The organism is Paludibacterium sp. B53371 (assembly GCF_018802765.1).
In the GTDB taxonomy this organism is placed as follows: Bacteria; Pseudomonadota; Gammaproteobacteria; order Burkholderiales; family Chromobacteriaceae; genus Paludibacterium.
Genome location: NZ_CP069163.1, coordinates 33,685 through 53,641, shown reverse-complemented (window position 1 = coordinate 53,641; position 19,957 = coordinate 33,685). Strand labels below are relative to the sequence as shown.

The 19,957-nt window shown below is 63.5% G+C and carries 17 protein-coding genes; 13 read left to right on the top strand and 4 right to left on the bottom strand.

What is annotated here, in order from left to right:
- Positions 1-18: 18 nt before the first annotated feature.
- Positions 19-309, top strand: coding sequence for an Lpp/OprI family alanine-zipper lipoprotein (locus JNO51_RS00235; protein ID WP_215779970.1), 291 nt, complete (start codon positions 19-21; stop codon positions 307-309).
- Here JNO51_RS00235 and JNO51_RS00230 read toward each other — a convergent pair whose 3' ends face one another.
- Positions 310-831 (bottom strand): murein L,D-transpeptidase family protein, encoded by a 522-nt coding sequence (locus JNO51_RS00230; protein ID WP_215779968.1) that lies wholly within the window; start codon positions 829-831, stop codon positions 310-312.
- Between the two features lie 61 nt (positions 832-892).
- Between JNO51_RS00230 and JNO51_RS00225 the strand changes: the two genes are divergently transcribed.
- From JNO51_RS00225 to JNO51_RS00215, 3 genes are all read left to right on the top strand, one after another.
- The gene (locus JNO51_RS00225; protein ID WP_215779966.1) at positions 893-1,942 is read left to right on the top strand and encodes a L,D-transpeptidase family protein; all 1,050 of its coding nucleotides are present in this window, start codon (positions 893-895) and stop codon (positions 1,940-1,942) included.
- Positions 1,943-2,087: 145 nt separating this feature from the next.
- Positions 2,088-2,489, top strand: a complete 402-nt coding sequence (locus JNO51_RS00220; RefSeq protein ID WP_215779964.1) for a YkgJ family cysteine cluster protein — start codon at positions 2,088-2,090, stop codon at positions 2,487-2,489.
- Positions 2,490-2,574: 85 nt separating this feature from the next.
- Positions 2,575-3,546 (top strand): nucleoside hydrolase, encoded by a 972-nt coding sequence (locus JNO51_RS00215; protein ID WP_215779962.1) that lies wholly within the window; start codon positions 2,575-2,577, stop codon positions 3,544-3,546.
- A gap of 101 nt (positions 3,547-3,647) precedes the next feature.
- On the opposite strand, the gene JNO51_RS00210 is transcribed toward JNO51_RS00215, so the two are convergent.
- On the bottom strand, positions 3,648-4,223 hold the full coding sequence (locus JNO51_RS00210; RefSeq protein WP_215779959.1) for a hypothetical protein: 576 nt from the start codon (positions 4,221-4,223) through the stop codon (positions 3,648-3,650).
- A 181-nt stretch (positions 4,224-4,404) separates the two neighbouring features.
- Here JNO51_RS00210 and JNO51_RS00205 point away from each other — a divergent pair, with 181 nt between their 5' ends.
- The gene (locus tag JNO51_RS00205) at positions 4,405-5,565 is read left to right on the top strand and encodes a GGDEF domain-containing protein (RefSeq protein WP_215779957.1); all 1,161 of its coding nucleotides are present in this window, start codon (positions 4,405-4,407) and stop codon (positions 5,563-5,565) included.
- 186 nt (positions 5,566-5,751) lie between these two features.
- Here JNO51_RS00205 and JNO51_RS00200 read toward each other — a convergent pair whose 3' ends face one another.
- Complete coding sequence (locus JNO51_RS00200; RefSeq protein WP_215779954.1) at positions 5,752-6,042, bottom strand: putative quinol monooxygenase; 291 nt, start codon at positions 6,040-6,042, stop codon at positions 5,752-5,754.
- A 106-nt stretch (positions 6,043-6,148) separates the two neighbouring features.
- Here JNO51_RS00200 and JNO51_RS00195 point away from each other — a divergent pair, with 106 nt between their 5' ends.
- From JNO51_RS00195 to JNO51_RS00170, 6 genes are all read left to right on the top strand, one after another.
- On the top strand, positions 6,149-7,039 hold the full coding sequence (locus JNO51_RS00195; RefSeq protein ID WP_215779952.1) for a LysR family transcriptional regulator: 891 nt from the start codon (positions 6,149-6,151) through the stop codon (positions 7,037-7,039).
- A 112-nt stretch (positions 7,040-7,151) separates the two neighbouring features.
- Complete coding sequence (locus JNO51_RS00190) at positions 7,152-10,829, top strand: PAS domain S-box protein (protein ID WP_215779950.1); 3,678 nt, start codon at positions 7,152-7,154, stop codon at positions 10,827-10,829.
- Positions 10,830-10,874: 45 nt separating this feature from the next.
- The gene (locus tag JNO51_RS00185) at positions 10,875-14,036 is read left to right on the top strand and encodes a response regulator (RefSeq protein ID WP_215779948.1); all 3,162 of its coding nucleotides are present in this window, start codon (positions 10,875-10,877) and stop codon (positions 14,034-14,036) included.
- On the top strand, positions 14,033-15,142 hold the full coding sequence (locus JNO51_RS00180) for a two-component system response regulator (protein WP_252346138.1): 1,110 nt from the start codon (positions 14,033-14,035) through the stop codon (positions 15,140-15,142). Before JNO51_RS00185 ends, JNO51_RS00180 begins: the two co-directional genes overlap by 4 nt.
- Positions 15,143-15,212: 70 nt before the next feature.
- Positions 15,213-15,953 carry an ABC transporter substrate-binding protein gene (locus tag JNO51_RS00175; RefSeq protein WP_215779946.1) on the top strand — a complete coding sequence of 247 codons (741 nt, stop codon included), beginning with the start codon at positions 15,213-15,215 and terminating at the stop codon, positions 15,951-15,953.
- A 250-nt stretch (positions 15,954-16,203) separates the two neighbouring features.
- Entirely contained in the window at positions 16,204-16,914 is a 711-nt protein-coding gene (locus tag JNO51_RS00170) for a hypothetical protein (RefSeq protein ID WP_215779944.1), read from the top strand.
- 111 nt (positions 16,915-17,025) lie between these two features.
- Here the strand turns inward: JNO51_RS00170 and JNO51_RS00165 are convergent, their stop codons facing one another.
- Positions 17,026-17,919: a LysR family transcriptional regulator gene (locus JNO51_RS00165; RefSeq protein ID WP_215779942.1), complete on the bottom strand. Its 894-nt coding sequence runs from the start codon at positions 17,917-17,919 to the stop codon at positions 17,026-17,028.
- A 116-nt stretch (positions 17,920-18,035) separates the two neighbouring features.
- On the opposite strand from JNO51_RS00165, the gene JNO51_RS00160 reads away from it, so the two are divergent.
- Together JNO51_RS00160 and JNO51_RS00155 are read left to right on the top strand one after the other, a co-directional pair.
- Positions 18,036-18,467, top strand: coding sequence for an organic hydroperoxide resistance protein (locus JNO51_RS00160; protein ID WP_215779929.1), 432 nt, complete (start codon positions 18,036-18,038; stop codon positions 18,465-18,467).
- 44 nt (positions 18,468-18,511) lie between these two features.
- Positions 18,512-19,930, top strand: coding sequence for a coniferyl aldehyde dehydrogenase (locus JNO51_RS00155; RefSeq protein WP_215779927.1), 1,419 nt, complete (start codon positions 18,512-18,514; stop codon positions 19,928-19,930).
- Positions 19,931-19,957: the final 27 nt, after the last annotated feature.

Here is a 19,957-nt window from a genome sequence, read left to right as displayed (position 1 = left end):
CCGACAGGAGAGTCCATCATGTACATCAACGCCATTCGCACCACCACCCTGATCGCCTTGAGCACGGCCGTTCTGACCCTGACCGGTTGCGCCAGCACCAGCGCACTGGAACAACTGCAAGGCCAGGTTCAACAGATCAAGCAGCAAGTTGGCCAGACCCAGCAAACGGCAGATCTGGCCCTGCAAAAGGCCAATGCCGCCCAGTCCACCGCCATGACGGCAGAGCAAACGGCCAACCAGGCGCAACAGACGGCAAGCGACACCAATCAGCGTCTGGATCAGATGTTCAAAAAGTCGATGCGCAAGTAACTAGTGAATCACCACGGACATGCCCGGATAGACCAGGCGGGCCAGCCGGCGAATCTGACGGTTGGTCAGCGCAATACAACCACTGGTCCAGTTGTAGCGCTGCTGAATATCCGGGCTGCCACGCCCCAGACCATGAATGCCGATGGCCCCGCCTAACGGGCTATCCTGCGGCGGCAGTCGCCCGCTGGCCGCTGCGGCCACAATGTCATCCCGAACCTGCTGACTGATCTCTCCCCGTTGCCAGGCCAGCTCGGCCTGTTGCTGTTGCGGATAATCCAGCAGCAGAAAGGTCTTGAAGGTCGCGGAGGGACGAATCGACACCACATGGAAATGGCCGCGCGGCGTGGTGTGATCCCCCTGACGATGCACATCGGCCACCCCGCCACTGCCGATGGCAATGTCGTCGAATTGCGCAAGCGGATGGTGCTCCCCGTCCAACACAGTCAAGGTCTGTTGACGGGTATCGATGTCGATCCAGGACCAGTGGGCGACCGCCGCATGGGCCACGAGGGCAAACACCATGCACAGCTGCAGGGGGGGACGACCTGATGACATGTTCTTCAACTTTCGCGGAATACCGGTTATGTCATTCTGTGCTTTTATAGGCAAGCAAGCACCATCCATCCTGGCCCGGCTCGTCCTCGCCCTGGCGCTGCAACCTGTCTGGTCGGCAACCTTCACCCTGCCCGCCGATGGCTCCACGGTCGTGGGACAAATCCGCAAAGTCGAGGCCACCCACCAAAACACCTTGCTCGACATCGGCCGCCACTTCGACCTGGGCTACGCCGAAATGGAAGGCGCCAACCCCGGCATGTCGGTCTGGACGCCCCATGGCGATGTCGTGGTCCCCACCCAGTTCATCTTGCCGCCCAAACCCTGGAGCGGCATCGTGGTCAACATCCCGCAGCGACGCCTGTTCTTCTTTCCCAAGGCCCGGCACGGCCAGCCGGCCCAAGTCATCACCTACCCGATCAGCATTGCCCAGCCCGGCTGGTCGACCCCCCTTGGCACCAGCAAGATCATCGCCAAGTTCAAGGATCCCGCCTGGTTCGTGCCCAAAAGCATCCAGGCTCAGCACGCGCGCGAAGACGGCACCCCCTTCCCGGACTACTTTCCCCCGGGACCAGACAATCCGATGGGCATGCTGGCCATGCAAACCGGATTGCCAGGCATCTACATTCATGGCACCAATCACCCCTGGGGCGTCGGTCTGAGAACCAGCCATGGCTGCATGCACCTTTACCCGGAAGATGCCGCACAATTGTTTCCCCTGGTCAGTCGCGGCACACCGGTCACCATCCTCAACCAGCCGGTCGTCACCGGACACCTGGCCGATGAGTGGATGATCGCCATTTTTCCCCCCGTGGCCGAATATCCCGACCAGCCCCCCCTCAACGATTTGGTCGCCAGCGCCTTGAGCAATCTTCCGCTGCCACCGCCACAGATCGCCATGACGCGGGTCGCCGCCCGCCTTCGCCAACCCGGCCCGATTGCCGTGCCACTGGACATCAACCAACCCGAACCAGAGACCACTCTGGAGGACATCACGGTCGAAGCCTATCCATTCCAGCCCTATGACACGAATGCCAATACCGCCCAGGCCCCGGCCGGAAGCCCGCCCGCCACACCGTGAGTCAGCACGCCCCCGGCAGCATGCACGGGGGCCCGCCACCACCATTCGCCGCAGATGACAACACCGTGGCGAATTTGATTAAATTTCTCTGTTATTCAACCCGGAACACTCAATCGACAAACCCTGCCTGACGGACTTTTTGACGATGACTGAAGACCGCATCCTCAACACGGCCCCCTCCGACAACCCCTGCACGACCTGCGGCGCCTGCTGCGCCCACTTCCGCGTGTCATTCTATTGCGGCGAACTGACCGGCGGCTCCGGCGGCATCGTGCCGGCCGAACTCGCCAGCCAGCTCAACCCGGTCATGGCCTGCATGAAAGGCACCGAAACCGGCAACGGTCGCTGCATCGCCCTGCGCGGCACCCTCGGCAGCCCCGATATCCGCTGCAGCATCTATCCACAGCGCCCCAGCCCGTGCCGCGCCTTCAACAGCTGGCTCGATGACGGCCAACCCAATCCGGATTGCCAGCGCCTGCGTGCCGGCATCGGTCTGCCGCCGCTGACACCGCGCACCGTGGCCGAGCCCCAGCTGCTGAGCGACTGACCCCAAGGGCAATCCGGATTCTGAATGGCCATGCGCGATGGCATGGCAGTAAGATATCGTCTTGCCATCGAAACAAAGCCGCCTCATGACCGCCCAGACCCGACACAAAGTCCTGTTCGATACCGACCCCGGCATCGACGATGCCATGGCGCTATACCTGCTGCACCGCCATCCCGACATCGAACTGCTCGGCATCACCACCGTGCACGGCAATGCCCACACCGACATCACCACCCGCAACGCCCTCTATCTGTGCGAACGCTTCGGCATCGACGCCCCGGTCGCCCGCGGCGCCAGCCAGCCGCTGGTCGGCAGGAAAGACCATGTGCCGGCGATGGTGCATGGCGAGGATGCCCTGGGCAACATCGGCCCCATCGCCCCGCCCCGGCGCCAGCCCGACCCGCGCCCGGCACACCGGCTGATCATCGACACCGTGCGTCAGCACCCCGGTGAAGTCACCCTGGTGGCCGTCGCCCCGCTGACCAACCTGGCGCTGGCCCTGAAAGAAGACCCGGAAATTGCCGGCCTGGTGCGCCAGGTCGTGATCATGGGCGGCGCGTTTGCCATCCACGCCCCGGGCGGCAACGTCAGCCCGGTGGCCGAAGCCAACATCCTGTGCGACCCCTACGCCGCCGACCAGGTACTCACCGCGCCCTGGCCCGTGGTGATGGTCGGCCTGGACGTCACCCACCAGGTACTGATGCCGCGCACCCTATTCCAGCAACTGCGCGACCAGGGCGGCGAACACGGTCGCCTGCTGTGGCAGATCTCGCAGCAATACCTGTCGTTCTATGCCCGCCAGGAGAAAATCGACGGCTGCTTCGTCCACGACGCCAGTGCCGTCGCCTACGTCATCAACCCGGCACTGTTCCAGCTGCGACACGGCCCGATCCGCGTCGTCACCGACGGCATTGCCGTCGGCCAGACCATCCAGAACGCCAGCGGCCGTTCATACCGCAGCAACGCCTGGCAGGACATCCCCTCCCAGGCCGTTTGCGCCGACGTCGATGCCGACGCCTTGCTGCAAATGATGATGCACACCCTCACGGCACATTGAGCCCACCACAAGGGGTCAACAACAGGGGGTCAGGTCTTTCATTTTGCATCCGGGTGCAAAATGAAAGACCTGACCCCCTGTTGTTCGCTGTTGTTCGGTAATTAGCTGGCCAGCTCGACGCTGTCCAGCAACTGATTGGCTTTTTGCGCAAAGGCCGGATCCTGATGGCCGTCGAAATAGCGCTGGTAATAGCGAATCTCGGTGCCCAGCTTGCCGCCGGGCGCAAAACGGCATGACAGCAAATATTGCTCGCTGTACCACTTGCCCTGGGCCTCATTCTGCGTGTCATCCACCAACAGCAAGTGCCCCCGGATACAACGCTTCAGCCTGGCATCCACCTTGAGATCCAGCGTGACGAGCTTCAGTTTGCCCTCGGCATACCCCGACTCCAGATGACGGCGCAGGATCGGCAAAAAATCGCTCACAGACAGTTCAGGCTGGTCCACGCGGATCAATGCCGTATCAATCTGCTGGTTTTCATCCCTGGAAGGTCCCGGTTTGATCAGGTCCACCCCCGCCGCCCGGTTGCGCTCCATCTGCCAGCCCGGCCCGGCGGGCGGCAGGAAACTGGCGCCATAGCGCTCGGCAGGCCCGGCGGCGATACCGTAATGGATCCGCTCATCCTGCGCCTGCGCCAGGCTGCCCATCCACAAGGCCAGCAACGGAACAAGGTACATGCTGTATTTCATCATGGGACACCTAATAGGATCATGAGGTAAGCATTCGCCACTCTATGGAGCGAGTAGCGGCAAGGCAAGGCAGCCAGCTGCCGCACTTGGCCTGGATCAAGGCTTTGGCGGTCGTTCGCATGCGATATGGATGTATACTGGCGGCGTACCGATGCCAGCAGGAAATGGTATGTCGCCCCTGTTAGATCTCAGAACCATCGCCCTGGTTTACGTTGCCGTCCGGGTTGGCCTGGCGGTGGTACTGGCCTACCTGTGGAGCGTTCAGCGCAACTACCCGCCCGCACGCGACTGGGCCATCGGCGCCGGGCTGACCGCGGCCGGACTGTTCCTGATGGCCTTGCGCCATCTGGTCTCTTCCGGGATATCCGAAATCCTCTCCAACGCCCTGCTGTTTCCCGGCTGGATGATCTTCGACTTCGGCATCATCAAGGCCTGCGGCCGCCAGCCGCCTCAGAAACTCGGCCTCGCCCTCTGTGGCCTGGCACTGTTCGGCATGATCTGGTACGGCTATGTCCAGCCCAGCGATCCCGGCCAGACCCTGGTACACCACCTCTTGCTGATCCTGTTCGATCTGGCCAGCATCCACGCCTGCCTGAGCAGCGACAGCCGCAGCCGGCGCCAGACATTTCGCGCCATTGCCTTCCTGCAGCTCATCTCGGTCGCCATCTTTCTCCTGAAACTGGGCGAAGAAGTCTTCGGCCTGCTCGGACCGCTCCCGCCCCATGCCCCGCAGATCATGCTGCTCATCGGCTCGGTGACGATCTTCCCGATGCTGACCATGCTGCTATCCCTGCAGACCTCACAGAAACTACAGGAAGAACTCAACGACCAGGCCCGTCTGGACATGCTGACAGGCGCCTACAACCGCCGCGCCCTGAGCGAATTCATCGACCGGGCCTGGGGTCGGCGCCAACAACAGCCACTGTCCGTGCTCTCGCTGGATATCGACAACTTCAAGGCCTTCAACGACCGCTATGGCCACCAGACCGGCGATCAGGCACTGGTACTGGTCTCGCGCGTTGCCCAGACCACCCTGCGCCAGGCCGACATCTGGTGCCGCCACGGCGGCGAAGAATTTGTTGCCCTGCTACCCGACACCGACCTGCAGCAGGCACGCGCCAGCGCCGAGCGCATTCGCCAGGCCGTGGCGCAGAGCCAGCTGGCTTCGCCACAGGGTGGACTGACCCTCACCGTCAGCATCGGCGTGGCCCAGCGCCGTCCGCAACATGCCCACTGGAACGAACTGCTGGCCATCTCGGATGCCGCGCTGTACCAGGCCAAAGCCGCCGGCAAGAACTGCGTCATGACCGGCGGCGAAGAAAACGCATAACAACGGGGTCAGGTCTTTCATTTTGCGTCCTGATGCAAAATGAAAGACCTGACCCCGGGTTGATGATGCATTGCATTGATGCATTGCATTGATGCATTGCCTTCGGCGAATGCATCCTACGCGAATGCATCCTACGCGAATGCATCCTACCTTGGGCGCAATCTTCCATTGCGCCGTCCATCGATGTCAGCCGATCTGTTCCATCAGCTTCAGATCCCAGGATGCGATCATCCCGTCCACCTTGCGCTGATAGTCGGCCAGATGCGGCGACTGCAGATGCTTGTCGAGCAGATCCTTGCTGGCCCAGTTTTCGTAAAACACAAACACATTCGGCTTATCCAGTTCGCGATGCAGGTCGTACTGAATGAAACCTTCGTCGTGGCGGCTCGGTTCGATCAGTGCCAGCAGGGCAGCTTCGACCGCTTGTTCGTAACCCGGCTTGGCGGTAATCGTGGCGACAACAGTCAGTTTTTTCATGCTCATTCTCCGTTCAGGAAGGGATGGAATGGTTGCCAGTGTAGACAAGCCGATTATGAGGATAAATACTGATAATTCGAATTAACTATCCGCACACACGAACAATATGTTCCCGCTCAATCTGATGGCCATCTTTGCCCGTGTTGCCGAAGCCGGCAGCTTTACCCTGGCCGCCGAACAGCTGCAGCTGCCCAAGTCCACCGTCAGCCAGCGCGTGGCCGAGCTGGAGGCCATCCTGCAAATCCGCCTGCTGCAGCGAACCACCCGCAAGCTCAGCCTCACCGAAGCCGGCAAAACCTATCTGCACTACTGCCAGGCCATGCTGGAGCAGGTCGAGGCCGGCAACGCCGCCCTGTCACTGATGCGCGACCAGCCCGCCGGCAGCCTGCGCATCACCAGCCCGGAGGCCTCGGCCATCCTGCTGCTGCCACCGCTGCTGGCCGACTTCGAACAACGCTATCCCGAGGTGCGGGTTCAACTGATCGCCAGCGATGAACCGCTGGACCTCATTGCCGAAGGCATCGATCTGGCCATCCGCACCGGCAAGCTCGACGACTCCAGCTATGTCTCGCGCAAAATCGGCAGCGTACGACGCCAGCTGGTGGCCGCGCCGGCCTATCTGCAGGCACACGGGCAACCCGCCTCGCCGGCCGAACTGAGCCGCCACCGCCTGCTGCGCCACCTCTCCGCCCCCATCTGGTACCTGCAGCAGGACCAGGGCAGCCAGCCGCTGGTCCTGCCCGACCGCGCCAGCAGCAGCAACAGCCTGCTGAGCCTGTGCCAGCTGGCCATCCATGGCCGCGGCATCGCCATGCTGCCCGCCTTTGTCTGCCGCCAGGCGCTGCAACAGCAGCAACTGGCCGAGGTGCTGCCCGATGTCCCGGTACGGCCCTCCGACTACTACATGATCTACCCCTCGCGCAGCCATCCTTCCGCCGCGCTGGTGGCGCTGATTCAACACCTGCAGGGCAGCACGCTGGCGGCACAAATCGCCTGAAAAAATGACATCCGTATTGCCGGTCCGCTCGACTATAAAGAAACGACAGGCCTGACATTTCGGTACCGTCCCGCGAATCCCTCGGCCCAACGAGAAAGGTAGCGCGTCTGGCATGAGGGTACAAAGACGAAACAACCTGCTATTGGCCGTGTCGTTCCCCGTGCTGGGTGCCGCACTGCAATGGTGGCTCTGGCCCCACATCAAGCCGCTGATCTGGCTGTGCTTCTACCCGGCCGTGTTTTTTGCCGCCAGCCTGACCGGTCTGGAAGGCGGCCTGCTGGCGACCCTGGTGTCGGTCCTGCTCGGTTTCGGTTTTCTCAACACCCTGGACATCGGCAGCTGGCAGAGCGTACTGGACACGGCGCTGCGCACCCTGATCTTCGTCCTCTCCGGCGTGGTCTACAGCGTGCTCATCCATCGCTTACAACAGCAACAGGCACGCCAGGCCCATGCCGCCAGTGATGAACGCCTGCGCCTGATGCTGGACCTGGCCGCCGATCCGGTGTTCGTCGCCGACCAGCGCGGCCATTACACCTATGTCAACCAGAAGGCCTGTGAACTGCTCGGCTATGAGGACAACGAGCTGCTGCGCATGGCCTTCCCCGACATCACCCCGCCCGAAGACCTGCCCCTGGCCCAGCGCCTGTTCAGCGAACTGCAGCAAAACGGGCATGTGCGCTGCGAGCTGCGCCTGAGCAAGAAACAGGGCGGCCTCGCCCTGGTCGAGATCAACGCCATCCTGCTGCCAGACGGCAGCGCCTATGGCGCCTGCCGCGACATCGCTGACCGGGTGCAAGCAGACCAGGCCAGGCAAGCCGAGCGCCAGATGCTGCGCACCCTGGTGGACACCCTGCCGGATATGATCTGGCTGAAAGATGCCCGCGGGGTCTATCTGTCGTGCAACCAGCGCTTTGCCCAATTCTTCGGCTGCGACGAATCAGGCATTGTCGGCAAGACCGACTACGACTTTGTCGACGCCAGCCAGGCCGACGCCTTTCTGGCCGCCGACCGCCGCGTCATCGCCAGCGGCGAGGCAGACATCCTGGAAGAAGAAGTCGCCTTCGCCAGTGACGGCCACCGCGAAATCATCGAAACCATCAAGGTGCCGATGTTCGACAGCGAACACCGGCTGATCGGCGTGCTGGGCGTCGGCCGCGACATCACCGAACGCAAACAGGCAGAAAGCGAACGCAGGCAGCAGGAGGCACGCTATCGCGACCTGTTCGATGCCAACCCGCAGGCCATGTGGATCCACGATCCGCAAACCCTGGCCTTCCTCGCCGTCAACGATGCCGCCCTGCAGCGCTTCGGCTACGAGCGGGACGCCTTTCTCGCCATGACGCTGCTGGACATTCGCCCCCCGAAAGAACGTGCCATCGTGGCCATCAAGGTGGCCCAGGTCGAGGCCGGCGAATCCAACCTGGGCATCATGCGCTACCAGACCCGCGACGGACGGGAAATGCTGGCGGAGATCACGGCACACAAGATTCGCTTTGGCGGCAAGCAGGCGGTGGTGGTACAAGCCATGGATGTCACCCAGCGCGAACAGGCGCAGGAAACCCTGCGCAAGCTCTCCAGCGCCATCGAACAAAGCCCGGAGAGCGTGCTGATCACCAACCTGAAAGGCGAGATCGAATTCGTCAATGACGCCTTCGTACGCAATAGCGGCTACCAGCGCGATGAAATCCTCGGCCAGCATCCGCGCCTGCTGCAGTCCGGGCTGACGCCGCCGGAAGTCTTCCGCGAGCTGGCACAGGCCCTGATGCGCGGCGAAAGCTGGCGCGGCGAGTTTTACAACCGGCGCAAGGACGGCACCGAATACATCGACTTCGCCATCGTCACCCCGATCCGGCAGCCGGATGGCACCATCACCCATTTCGTCTCGGTACAGGAAGATATCACCGAGAAAAAACGCCTCGGGCAAGAGCTCGACCGCCACCGCCACCACCTGGAAGAACTGGTGGCACAGCGCACCGAAGAACTGGTCATCGCCCGCGAACAGGCCGAAGCCGCCAACGTCGCCAAGAGCGCTTTCCTCGCCAATATGAGCCATGAAATCCGTACCCCGATGAACGCCATCATCGGCTTCGGCCTGCTGCTGCAGCGCAGCCCGCTCAGCCCCGAACAACTCGCCCAGGTCGACCAGATCAACGCCGCCGGCAAACACCTGCTCACCATCATCAACGACATCCTCGACCTCTCCAAGATCGAGGCCGGCAAACTGACCCTCGAAAGCGTCGACTTCTCCCTCACCGAACTGCTGCACCACGTCAGCGCACTCATCGCCCCGGCCGCCCAGGCCAAAGACCTGAGCATCCGCCTCGATACCGATGCCGTGCCCAACGCCCTGCAGGGCGACCTGACCCGGCTGCGCCAGGCCCTGCTCAACTACGCCACCAATGCCGTCAAATTCACCACCCACGGCAGCGTCACCCTGCGCTGCCGCCTCGAACGCTGCATCGGCCCCGACCTGTGGGTACGCTTCGAAGTCGAAGACACCGGCCCCGGCATCGCCGCCGAACGCATCGGCAACCTGTTTCAAGCCTTTGAACAGGGCGACACCTCCACCACCCGCCGCTTCGGCGGCACCGGCCTCGGCCTGGCCATCACCCGCCACCTCGCCGCCCTGATGGACGGCGAAGCCGGCGTCGCCTCACACGAGGGCCAGGGCAGCCTGTTCTGGTTCACCGCCCGCCTGCGCGAAGGCGCCCTCCCGGTCGCCACCCCCAACAGCACCCCGTGGCTGCAGGCAGAACACCAGCTCAACCGCGACCATGCCGGCCAGCGCATCCTGCTGGTCGAAGACGACGAGATCAACCAGCAAGTCGCGCTGGCCATGCTGCAACGCACCGGCCTGCTGGTGGACATCGCCAATGACGGCCGGCAGGCCGTCCAGATGACCACCGCCCAGCCCTACGCCCTGATCCTCATGGACGTGCAGATGCCGGTCATGGACGGCATCGAAGCCTGCCGCGCCATCCGCGCACTGCCCGCCTATCGCCACACCCCCATCCTGGCCATGAGCGCCAATGTCTTCAGCGAAGATCGCCAGCGCTGCCTGGCCGTCGGCATGGACGACTTCGTCGCCAAGCCGGTCGAACCCGACCTGCTGTTCGATGCCCTGCTGCGCTGGCTGCCCGGCAGCGAAACCGACCGGCCCGCGCTGGCCGACAAAGTCGAACCAGCCAACGCCGAGCACAGCCTGCGCCAGCGACTGAGCACCATCAGCGGCATGGATGCCGAAGCCGGCCTGCACGCCCTGGGCGGCGACATCGACTTCTACTGGCGCATGCTGGACAAACTGCAACAACGCTACGCCAGCGTGCCCGAGACCCCTGACGTGCTGTGGGCTCACGCCCTCAAGGGCGCAGCCGGCAATATGCGCCTGACCACCCTGCAGTCGCTGGCAGCCCGGCTGGAACTGGCACTGAAATCCGGCGAACCCTGGCAAGCAGCGCGCCAGGCCGTCGAGCAGGAACTGCAGCGGCTGAGCCATGCCTGGCAGACACTGCCCGCGCCGGACGACCACCGCCGTGCGACCGCCCCCGATCTGGCGCAGACAAGGCAGGTATTGAACGAGCTGGCGCACTGGCTGCGCGAAGCCGATTTCCGCGCCTGCCAGCTGTATGAAGCACAACAGGCACTGCTGATCGCCAACTATCCGGCGGCGGCACTGCAGCCACTGAACCAGGCCATGCAGAACTATGACTTTGCCGCCGCCCTGCAACACATCAACCCATTGCTCGCCGCCATTTCAGCAGAATCCACTGAAAGAAATGGCTATTCTTAAGAAATGTGAAAAAACGGACCCGGCCATGTCCCCGCAGAGCAAGCGATGAACAACCCACCCCACCCCAACAGACGGCTCACCTGGTTACTGCTGCTGGCACTGCTGCTGACCTTCACCCTGGTGGCCGTGACCGGCATGGCTCAATACATGCGGGTCAAGACACAGCTCGAATCCGATCTGCGGCTGTCCGCCAATGCCAGCAACCGCTGGGTCACACAACAGCTTTTCGATGAAATCCGCACCGCCCGCTCGGTGGCCGCCGCGCTGGATGACGATATCGTCAACCAACGTTTCGCCCTGGTCCATGAACAGGCCCTGCGCATCCTGCGCGCTTCGGCTCTGTGCGACCACATCGCCCTGACGGCCGAATCCGGCCAGCAAGTGGTCAACACCCTGATTCCCTATGGCCAGCCCCTGCCGGTCAGCAAAAACCGCCAGCGTCTCAAGGCCATCTTTGCCTCTGGCAAACCGCAATTATCCAATCTGGTGATCGGCACCCTGTCCGGTCAACTCGAAATCCTGCTCGACGTGCCCGTCATCGCCCGCGGCAAAGTCATCTACGTCCTGACCTTTGTGCTGCATCACAGCGAATTCCAGCGCTACCTGATGAAACAGGATTACCCGTCAGGCTGGACGGCCCTGGTGTTCGATGGCAACGCCAGAATCATCGCCAGGAGCGACGATCAGGGGCAGAAAGCCGGCGAACTGCTGGCAGACAAGGTTCTGGCACCAGTCAAGGCCGGGGCATCCGGGGTCTTCACACACCCGGACCCGACCGGACAAACCGTCATCAGCAGCTTCGTACGCAATCCGCCCAGCGGGTTTGGCGTGCTGATCAGCACCCCGCAGGACCGGGTGATGCGCACCGTGCTGGCCGACATGCCGCAAACCGCCATCCTGATCACCACGGCCGTACTGGCCCTGCTCGCAGCCTGGCACTTCTCCAGCAACCTCAAGTTGCGCCGGCAGACCGAAATGCAGCTCAAGCAATTCATCATGCAGGCACCGGTCGCCCTGGCCATGCTGGACCGCAACATGAACTACCTGGCCGTCAGCGACCGCTGGATCGAAGAACACTGCCCGGACCTGCAGGATGTGATCGGACAGAACCACTATGTGCTCCATCCGGACATTCCGGATGCCTGGCGCATCGCCCATCAGCAAGGGCTGGCCGGCCGGGCGATAGAAAAAGAAGCCGACATGATGGTGCACGCCGACGGCAGCGTGCAATGGACCCGCTGGGCCGTCAGCCCCTGGGAAACCAGCAACGACATGATCGGCGGCATCATCATCTGCACCGAAGACATCACCGAGCGCATGAACGCCGAACAGGCATTGCGACGCAGCGAGGCACGCTACAAACAACTGACCGAAGAACTGGAAATCCGCGTCAACCAGCGCACCGAGCAACTGGTCATCGCCCGCGAACAGGCCGAAGCCGCCAACGTCGCCAAGAGCGCCTTCCTCGCCAATATGAGCCATGAAATCCGTACCCCGATGAACGCCATCATCGGCTTCGGCCTGCTGCTGCAGCGCAGCCCGCTCAGCCCCGAACAACTCGCCCAGGTCGACCAGATCAACGCCGCCGGCAAACACCTGCTCACCATCATCAACGACATCCTCGACCTCTCCAAGATCGAGGCCGGCAAACTGACCCTCGAAAGCGTCGACTTCTCCCTCACCGAACTGCTGCACCACGTCAGCGCACTCATCGCCCCGGCCGCCCAGGCCAAAGACCTGAGCATCCGCCTCGATACCGATGCCGTGCCCAACGCCCTGCAGGGCGACCTGACCCGGCTGCGCCAGGCCCTGCTCAACTACGCCACCAATGCCGTCAAATTCACCACCCACGGCAGCGTCACCCTGCGCTGCCGCCTCGAACGCTGCATCGGCCCCGACCTGTGGGTACGCTTCGAAGTCGAAGACACCGGCCCCGGCATCGCCGCCGAACGCATCGGCAACCTGTTTCAAGCCTTTGAACAGGGCGACACCTCCACCACCCGCCGCTTCGGCGGCACCGGCCTCGGCCTGGCCATCACCCGCCACCTCGCCGCCCTGATGGACGGCGAAGCCGGCGTCGCCTCACACGAGGGCCAGGGCAGCCTGTTCTGGTTCACCGCCCGCCTGCGCGAAGGCGCCCTCCCGGTCGCCACCCCCAACAGCACCCCGTGGCTGCAGGCAGAACACCAGCTCAACCGCGACCATGCCGGCCAGCGCATCCTGCTGGTCGAAGACGACGAGATCAACCAGCAAGTCGCGCTGGCCATGCTGCAACGCACCGGCCTGCTGGTGGACATCGCCAATGACGGCCGGCAGGCCGTCCAGATGACCACCGCCCAGCCCTACGCCCTGATCCTCATGGACGTGCAGATGCCGGTCATGGACGGCATCGAAGCCTGCCGCGCCATCCGCGCACTGCCCGCCTATCGCCACACCCCCATCCTGGCCATGAGCGCCAATGTCTTCAGCGAAGATCGCCAGCGCTGCCTGGCCGTCGGCATGGACGACTTCGTCGCCAAGCCGGTCGAACCCGACCTGCTGTTCGATGCCCTGCTGCGCTGGCTGCCCGGCAGCGAAACCGACCGGCCCGCGCTGGCCGGCAAAGTCGAACCAGCCAACGCCGAGCACAGCCTGCGCCAGCGACTGAGCACCATCAGCGGCATGGATGCCGAAGCCGGCCTGCACGCCCTGGGCGACGACATCGACTTCTACTGGCGCATGCTGGGCAGACTACAGCAGCGTTTCAGCACCGTACCGGAGACCCCCGATATCCTGTGGGCCCACTCCCTCAAGGGCGCAGCCGGCAATATGCGCCTGACCACCCTGCAGTCGCTGGCAGCCCGGCTGGAACTGGCACTGAAATCCGGCGAACCCTGGCAAGCAGCGCACCAGGCCGTCGAGCAGGAACTGCAGCGGCTGAGCCATGCCTGGCAGGCACTGCCCGTGCCGGACGACACGGACGACGCCGTGCCCGGCGACCGGGCCCAGGCCCTGCAGGTCCTGGGCGAGCTGGCGCACTGGCTGCAGCAGGCCGACTACCGCGCCTGCCAGCTCCATGAGGCACAACACGCCATGCTGGCGCCCTACTTCGATGTGACCGAGCTGCGGGCGCTGAGCCAGGCCATGCAACACTTTGACTTTGCCGCCGCCCTGCGGCTGACCAACAGGCTGCTGGCCTCCGCGCAGCGCCAGGAGAGCCCCCTGTGAACGCCCTGACCCCCGGCATCGGCCATCCTCCCCTGCTGCTGATCGTCGACGACCAGCCCGACAACCTGCAACTGCTGGGCAAACTATTGAGCCCGCTGTACCGCGTACGAGTGGCCAACAGTGGTCGCACCGCCCTGACCCTGCTGCAACAGGGCCCCTTGCCCGACCTGATCCTGCTGGATGTGATGATGCCGGAGATGGATGGCTACGCCGTCATGCAGACCCTGCGCCAGCACCCGCAATGGCAGGGCATTCCGGTGATCTTTCTCACCGCCCTGGATGGCGCCACCGACGAAGAACACGGTTTCACCCTGGGCGCCATCGACTACATCACCAAGCCCATCCGGCCGCCGGTGGTCCTGGCACGCATCAAGACCCATCTGACGCTCAAACACCTGCGCGACGGCCTGAGTGCACGCAACGGCATGCTGGAAGAGGAAATCGAACGCCGCATGCACGAAAACCAGATCGTGCAGGACGTCAGCATCCTGGCGCTGGCACATCTGGCAGAAACCCGCGACAACGATACCGGCAACCACCTGCGCCGTACCAAGGAATACATTGCCCTGCTGGCCGAATACCTGCTGAAGCACGGCTATCAGGATCCACACCTCACCCCGGCCTATGTCCGGCTGCTGGTCAAATCCGCCGTGCTGCACGATATCGGCAAGGTTGGCATCCCCGACCACATCCTGCTCAAACCGGGCAAACTGGACAGCGAAGAATGGGCCATCATGCAGCGCCATGCCGCCCTGGGTGCGGCAGCCATCGAACTGGCCGAGGATGAGGCCGAACAGCCGGTGGCGTTTCTGGCCCTCGCCAAACAAGTGGCGCGCTGGCATCACGAACGCTGGGACGGTTCCGGCTATCCGGACGGACTGGCCGGCCGGCAGATTCCGCTGGCCGCGCGACTGATGGCGCTGGCCGATGTGTTCGACGCGCTGATCTCGCGCCGCGCCTACAAGGACCCTTTCCCACTGGAGACCGCCCGCAGCATGATCCTGGCCGAGCGCGGCAAGCACTTCGACCCGGACATCGTGGATGCCTTCGAGGTGCTGTTTGACCGCTTCGTCGACGTCGCGACCCGCTACGCCGACGAGGCGTGACCCGGTTGTTCGTTCCGGGTCCCTCCGGCACTGCTAAAATGAAGCCACTACCCCGTCTTCAGGATGCGACATGAACCGCCCGGGACTCCCACGCTGCCTGTTACTGAGCACACTGAGCCTGCTCGCCCTGGCCTGGCGCCCGGCAGCCGCCATCCCCAGTCAGGTCACCGCCGACCTGCCGCCGTTCAGCATCCAGGATGCGCAACACCCGCGCGGGCTGATCTATGACATCGTGCAAGCGGCCCACCGCCGGCTCAACTGGCCCTTTCATCCACAGTTTCTGCCCTGGGTACGGGCGCAGAAACTCGCCAGCATGACGCCCGACACCCTGATCTTCGGCCTGTCCCGCACCCCGCGGCGCGAGCAACAGTACCAGTGGATTGCCGTCATCTACACCGCACAAAACCATTTCGTCACCCTGGATGGTCCCCCGATCGGCACCCTGGCCGAAGCCAGGCAGCGCATGTTCATCGGCGTGGAACAGGGCTCGGCCATGGCCGACTATCTGCAGCAGCAACAGTTCACCAATGTGGTCGCCCTGCCGAACGAGCAAAACGGCGTCACCATGCTGATGCAACATCACATCTCCGCCTGGTTCACCTTCGCCATCCGGGCCAACTACTATCTGCGCGCCGAACACTACCGCGGCAAAGTATCGATCAGCCCGCCATTCCAGACCGTCAAGCTGTGGCTGGCGGCCAACCCGGACTACCCGGCCCAAAAAGCCAACGCCCTGCGCCGCGAACTGGCCCGCATGAAAGCGGACGGCAGCTACGACCGGATTGTCGCCCGTTATACCGACGGGCGTTGAAGGGGGGCGTTGCATCGGCGCATGGCATTGGCGCGTTGCATTGGCGCATTGCATTGATGCATTGCATTGATGCATTGCCTTCGGCGAATGCATCCTACGTGAATGGCGGCTACGTGAATGGGGCTCGTAGGGCGCACTCTCCAAGTGCGCCACGCTATCCCCCTTACTCGGCGCAAACCGCTCCTGCCAAATTGTCATATTGGCACGCAAATTGCTCTGCATATGTCATTACCGCATCAGGAATGGCATCATGCAGATTCAGGGAAGCTACCGCGCAGGCCAGGTGGCCAGCGCCTATTCGGCACTCTCCGGCCCCCGCAACACCAGCAACACCCCCTCCGCGCAGACGGCAAATTTTGCCGATGTGGTGACGATCTCCGCCGCCGCACGCGACCGACTGGCCGCCGACCAGCCAGGCAGCCGCCAGGGCGCCGTCCATCTCGATACCGACAAGGGCGATGTGGCACTGAACCTCGATGACTACTTCGGCCCCAAGTCCACCGTCATCAACGGCGAACTGCCGCCGCTGCTGATGCCCTCGCAGCGCAATATCGATGCCATCACCCAACACCTTAACCAGGCGTTTCCGGCCTTTCTCGCCGCCAACGGCATCCCGGCGGCACCGGCCAGCATCAACTACGATGGTGCCGGACAAATCCAGTTTCCGGCCGACTACCCCTACGCTGCACAGCTGAAACAAGCCCTGCAGGACACCCCCGGCATGGACCGCGAGCTGATGACCGCCAAGGGCCTGAGCGAATTCAAGAACCTGCTCGACGAAAGCCAGGCGTTCCAGCAGGACTACAGCGCGGCCAACGGCCAGAGTGAGATCAACGCCGTGATCGCACGCTACTCAAGCCTGCTCTCGTCCAATGGCAACACCGCCAGCATGGCGCTGTTCTTTAACCAGCAAGGCCAGATGCACATCGGCAAGGCCAGCGACGCACACGTCTCGACCTGAACACCCGCCAAAACAAGCACGGCAAGCACGGGGTCAGGTCTTGCATTTTGCGTCCTTGATGCAAAATGCAAGACCTGACCCCGTTTGGGGGCTGGGCGGCGGGTGATCGTCTCAGGGGCGTTGCCCGCCCAGCTGCCACAACAGCGTCTGGCGCGCATGGGCAATACGCGGCTGGCGCAGCTTGCTCGGCAACCACACCAGGTAATAGCGGATTTCGGTATACCCCACCGGCGGCGGGATCTCCTCCAGTTGCCCGCTGGCGAGAAAACTGTCGCATAAATAGCGCGGCAGCAAGGTCCAGCCGAACCCCTGGCACAGCAGGCTGCGCAAGCCGCGCAGGTCCTGGCCGATCAGTGCCGGAATCAGATCCGTACTGCGCATGCGGTTCTTCATCAGCCACTGATCAATCAGGGACAGCTCCAGGTTATAGGCCAGGAGCGGCTCAGCCAGCAACGCAGTCGCTACGTCCCCGCCAGCCCTGATCCGTTGCGCCACGGAAGGCGCCGCCACCGCCAGCACCTGATCGCTCAACGCCAGCTCGCCCTTCAGTCGCGGGTCGGTGACCGGATGCGCCGAAAACCCCAGATCGTAGTGCTCCTCCAGCAACATCTGCGTCACCATCGGCCCGTCACCGGTATGCATGCGCACCCGGATCCCCCCCTGCAACAAGGGCAGCAGCGCCGGTGCCAGCTTCTCGGCCATGAAATCCGAGTGGCCGATGATATGCAGCGAACCGGCCAGATCCACCGAACGCGCGCGTGCCGTGGCCAGCGCCGCCTCGGCGGCATCCAGCTTGTCGCCGATGTCGGCCGCCAGTTCATCGGCCGCGGCCGTCGGCACCACCCCCTGACTCTGCCGCTCGAACAGCGGTCGCCCCAGTGCCACCTCCAGCCCGGCAATGTGCTGCGACACCGCCGGCTGAGTCAGATTCAGGCTGCGAGCCGCCGCCGTGATCGAATGCTGTCGATACACCTCAATGAATGTGCGAAGACGAACCAGCGACATACGGCACCATAAATTTATTTATATCCCCAGCAAAATACCCCTATTGGCGGCCAAACGCCAGTCACGCCTACTATGTGTCCATCGTCTTCGAGACCAAACAAGCAAGGAAAAACACCATGTTGAGCAAAGTCCTGTATCAAACCGAAGCCACCGCCACCGGCGGCCGTGATGGTTATGCCCGTACCCGTGACGGTTCGCTGAATGTCTGGCTCGGCCTGCCGCACGAACTGGGCGGCAAGGATGTCGGCAACAACCCGGAACAACTGTTCGCCGCCGGTTATGCCGCCTGCTTCCTCAGCGCCATGAAAACCGTTTCCTCCCTCAGCAAGGGTGCCCACCCCAAGGTGCCGGACAGCGCCAAAGTCACCGCCCAGGTCGGCATCGGCCCGCGCATCGAAGGCGGCTTCGGTCTGGCCATCAGCCTGAGCGTCGAACTGCCGGGGATCGAACGTGCGGCTGCCGAAGCCCTGGTCGCCACCGCCCACGAAACCTGCCCTTACTCCAACGCCGTGCGCGGCAATATCGACGTTGCCCTGCAAGTGATCTGATCCGGCGCGCAGTGCCGCTGAAAAACAACAAGGAGAAATAGAACATGGACAAGCAATCCCACCACGATCTGCAGGTCATCCTCAGCGCCATGAAACGAGCCCACCTGAGCGCCGGCCCGGCCAGTGCGGCACTGCGACGCGACCGACTGCAGCGCAGCGCCAGGCTGATTCGCGACAACCACCAGGCGCTGGCCGAGGCCATGAGTGCCGACTTCCACCATCGCAGCGAATATCAAATGATGGTGGCAGACATGCTGACCACGGTACGGGGTCTGGAACATGCCGCAGAGCATGTCGAAACCTGGATGCAGCCCGAGCCCGCCGAGACCCCGGCGCCGGACATGCAGGCCTGGATCGAACCCCAGCCGCTGGGCGTGGTCGGCGTGATCAGCCCGTGGAACTTCCCGATCAACCTGTCCTTCGGCCCGCTGGCCGGGATCTTCGCCGCCGGCAACACCGCCATGCTCAAGCCGTCGGAACTGACCCCGCGCACCTCGGACCTGCTGGCCGAACTGGTCGGCCGCTACTTCTCGCCGGATGAACTGGTCGTCGTTCTCGGCGATGCCGCCGTCGGCCAGGCCTTCAGCGCCCTGCCCTTCGATCATCTGGTCTTTACCGGCAGCACCGCCGTCGGCAAACATGTGATGCGCGCCGCCGCCGAAAACCTGGTACCGGTCACCCTGGAACTGGGTGGCAAGTCGCCGGTCGTCATCGACCAGGATGCCGACCTGCAGACCGCCCTGGCCCGCACCCTCACCATCAAGGCCTTCAACGCCGGGCAGATCTGCCTGTCGCCTGACTACCTGCTGGTGACCGAGCAACAACTGCCGGGCGTGATCGAAGCGGCGCGCCAGTTCGTCACCGACACCTATCGCCACTTCATCGACAATCCGGACTACACATCCATCATCAGCCCGCGCCATTTCGAGCGCCTGCAGAGCCTGCTGGACGATGCCCGCGCCCGGGGCGCCACCATCATCAGCCTGGCCGCACAGGACGAGGCCGATGCCGAAACACACCGCCGCAAGATGGTGCCGCACCTGGTCCTCGGCGTGACCGACGACATGGCCATCATGCAGGAAGAAATCTTCGGCCCGCTGCTGCCGGTCAAGACCATTGGCGGCTTTGACGAAGCCGTGGCCTATATCAATGCCCACCCGCGCCCACTGGCCGCCTATTATTTTGGTCATGATGCCCGGCGCCAGCGCGCTTTCATGCAGCAAACCACCTCCGGTGCCCTGGTGATCAACGACGTCATGACCCACGCCTCGCTCGACAGCCTGCCCTTCGGCGGTGTCGGTGCCTCGGGCATGGGGGCCTACCACGGCATCCACGGCTTCCGCCGCTTCACCCACGCCAAGGCCGTAGTGGTGCAAAGCCCGGATGGCGCCAGCAACCTGCGCCTGCGCCCGCCTTACCAGCAAGCCCTCAGCGCCGTACGCGACTTGCTGAACAACGCATAAACACGACACAGGCCGCCTGCCGGCGGC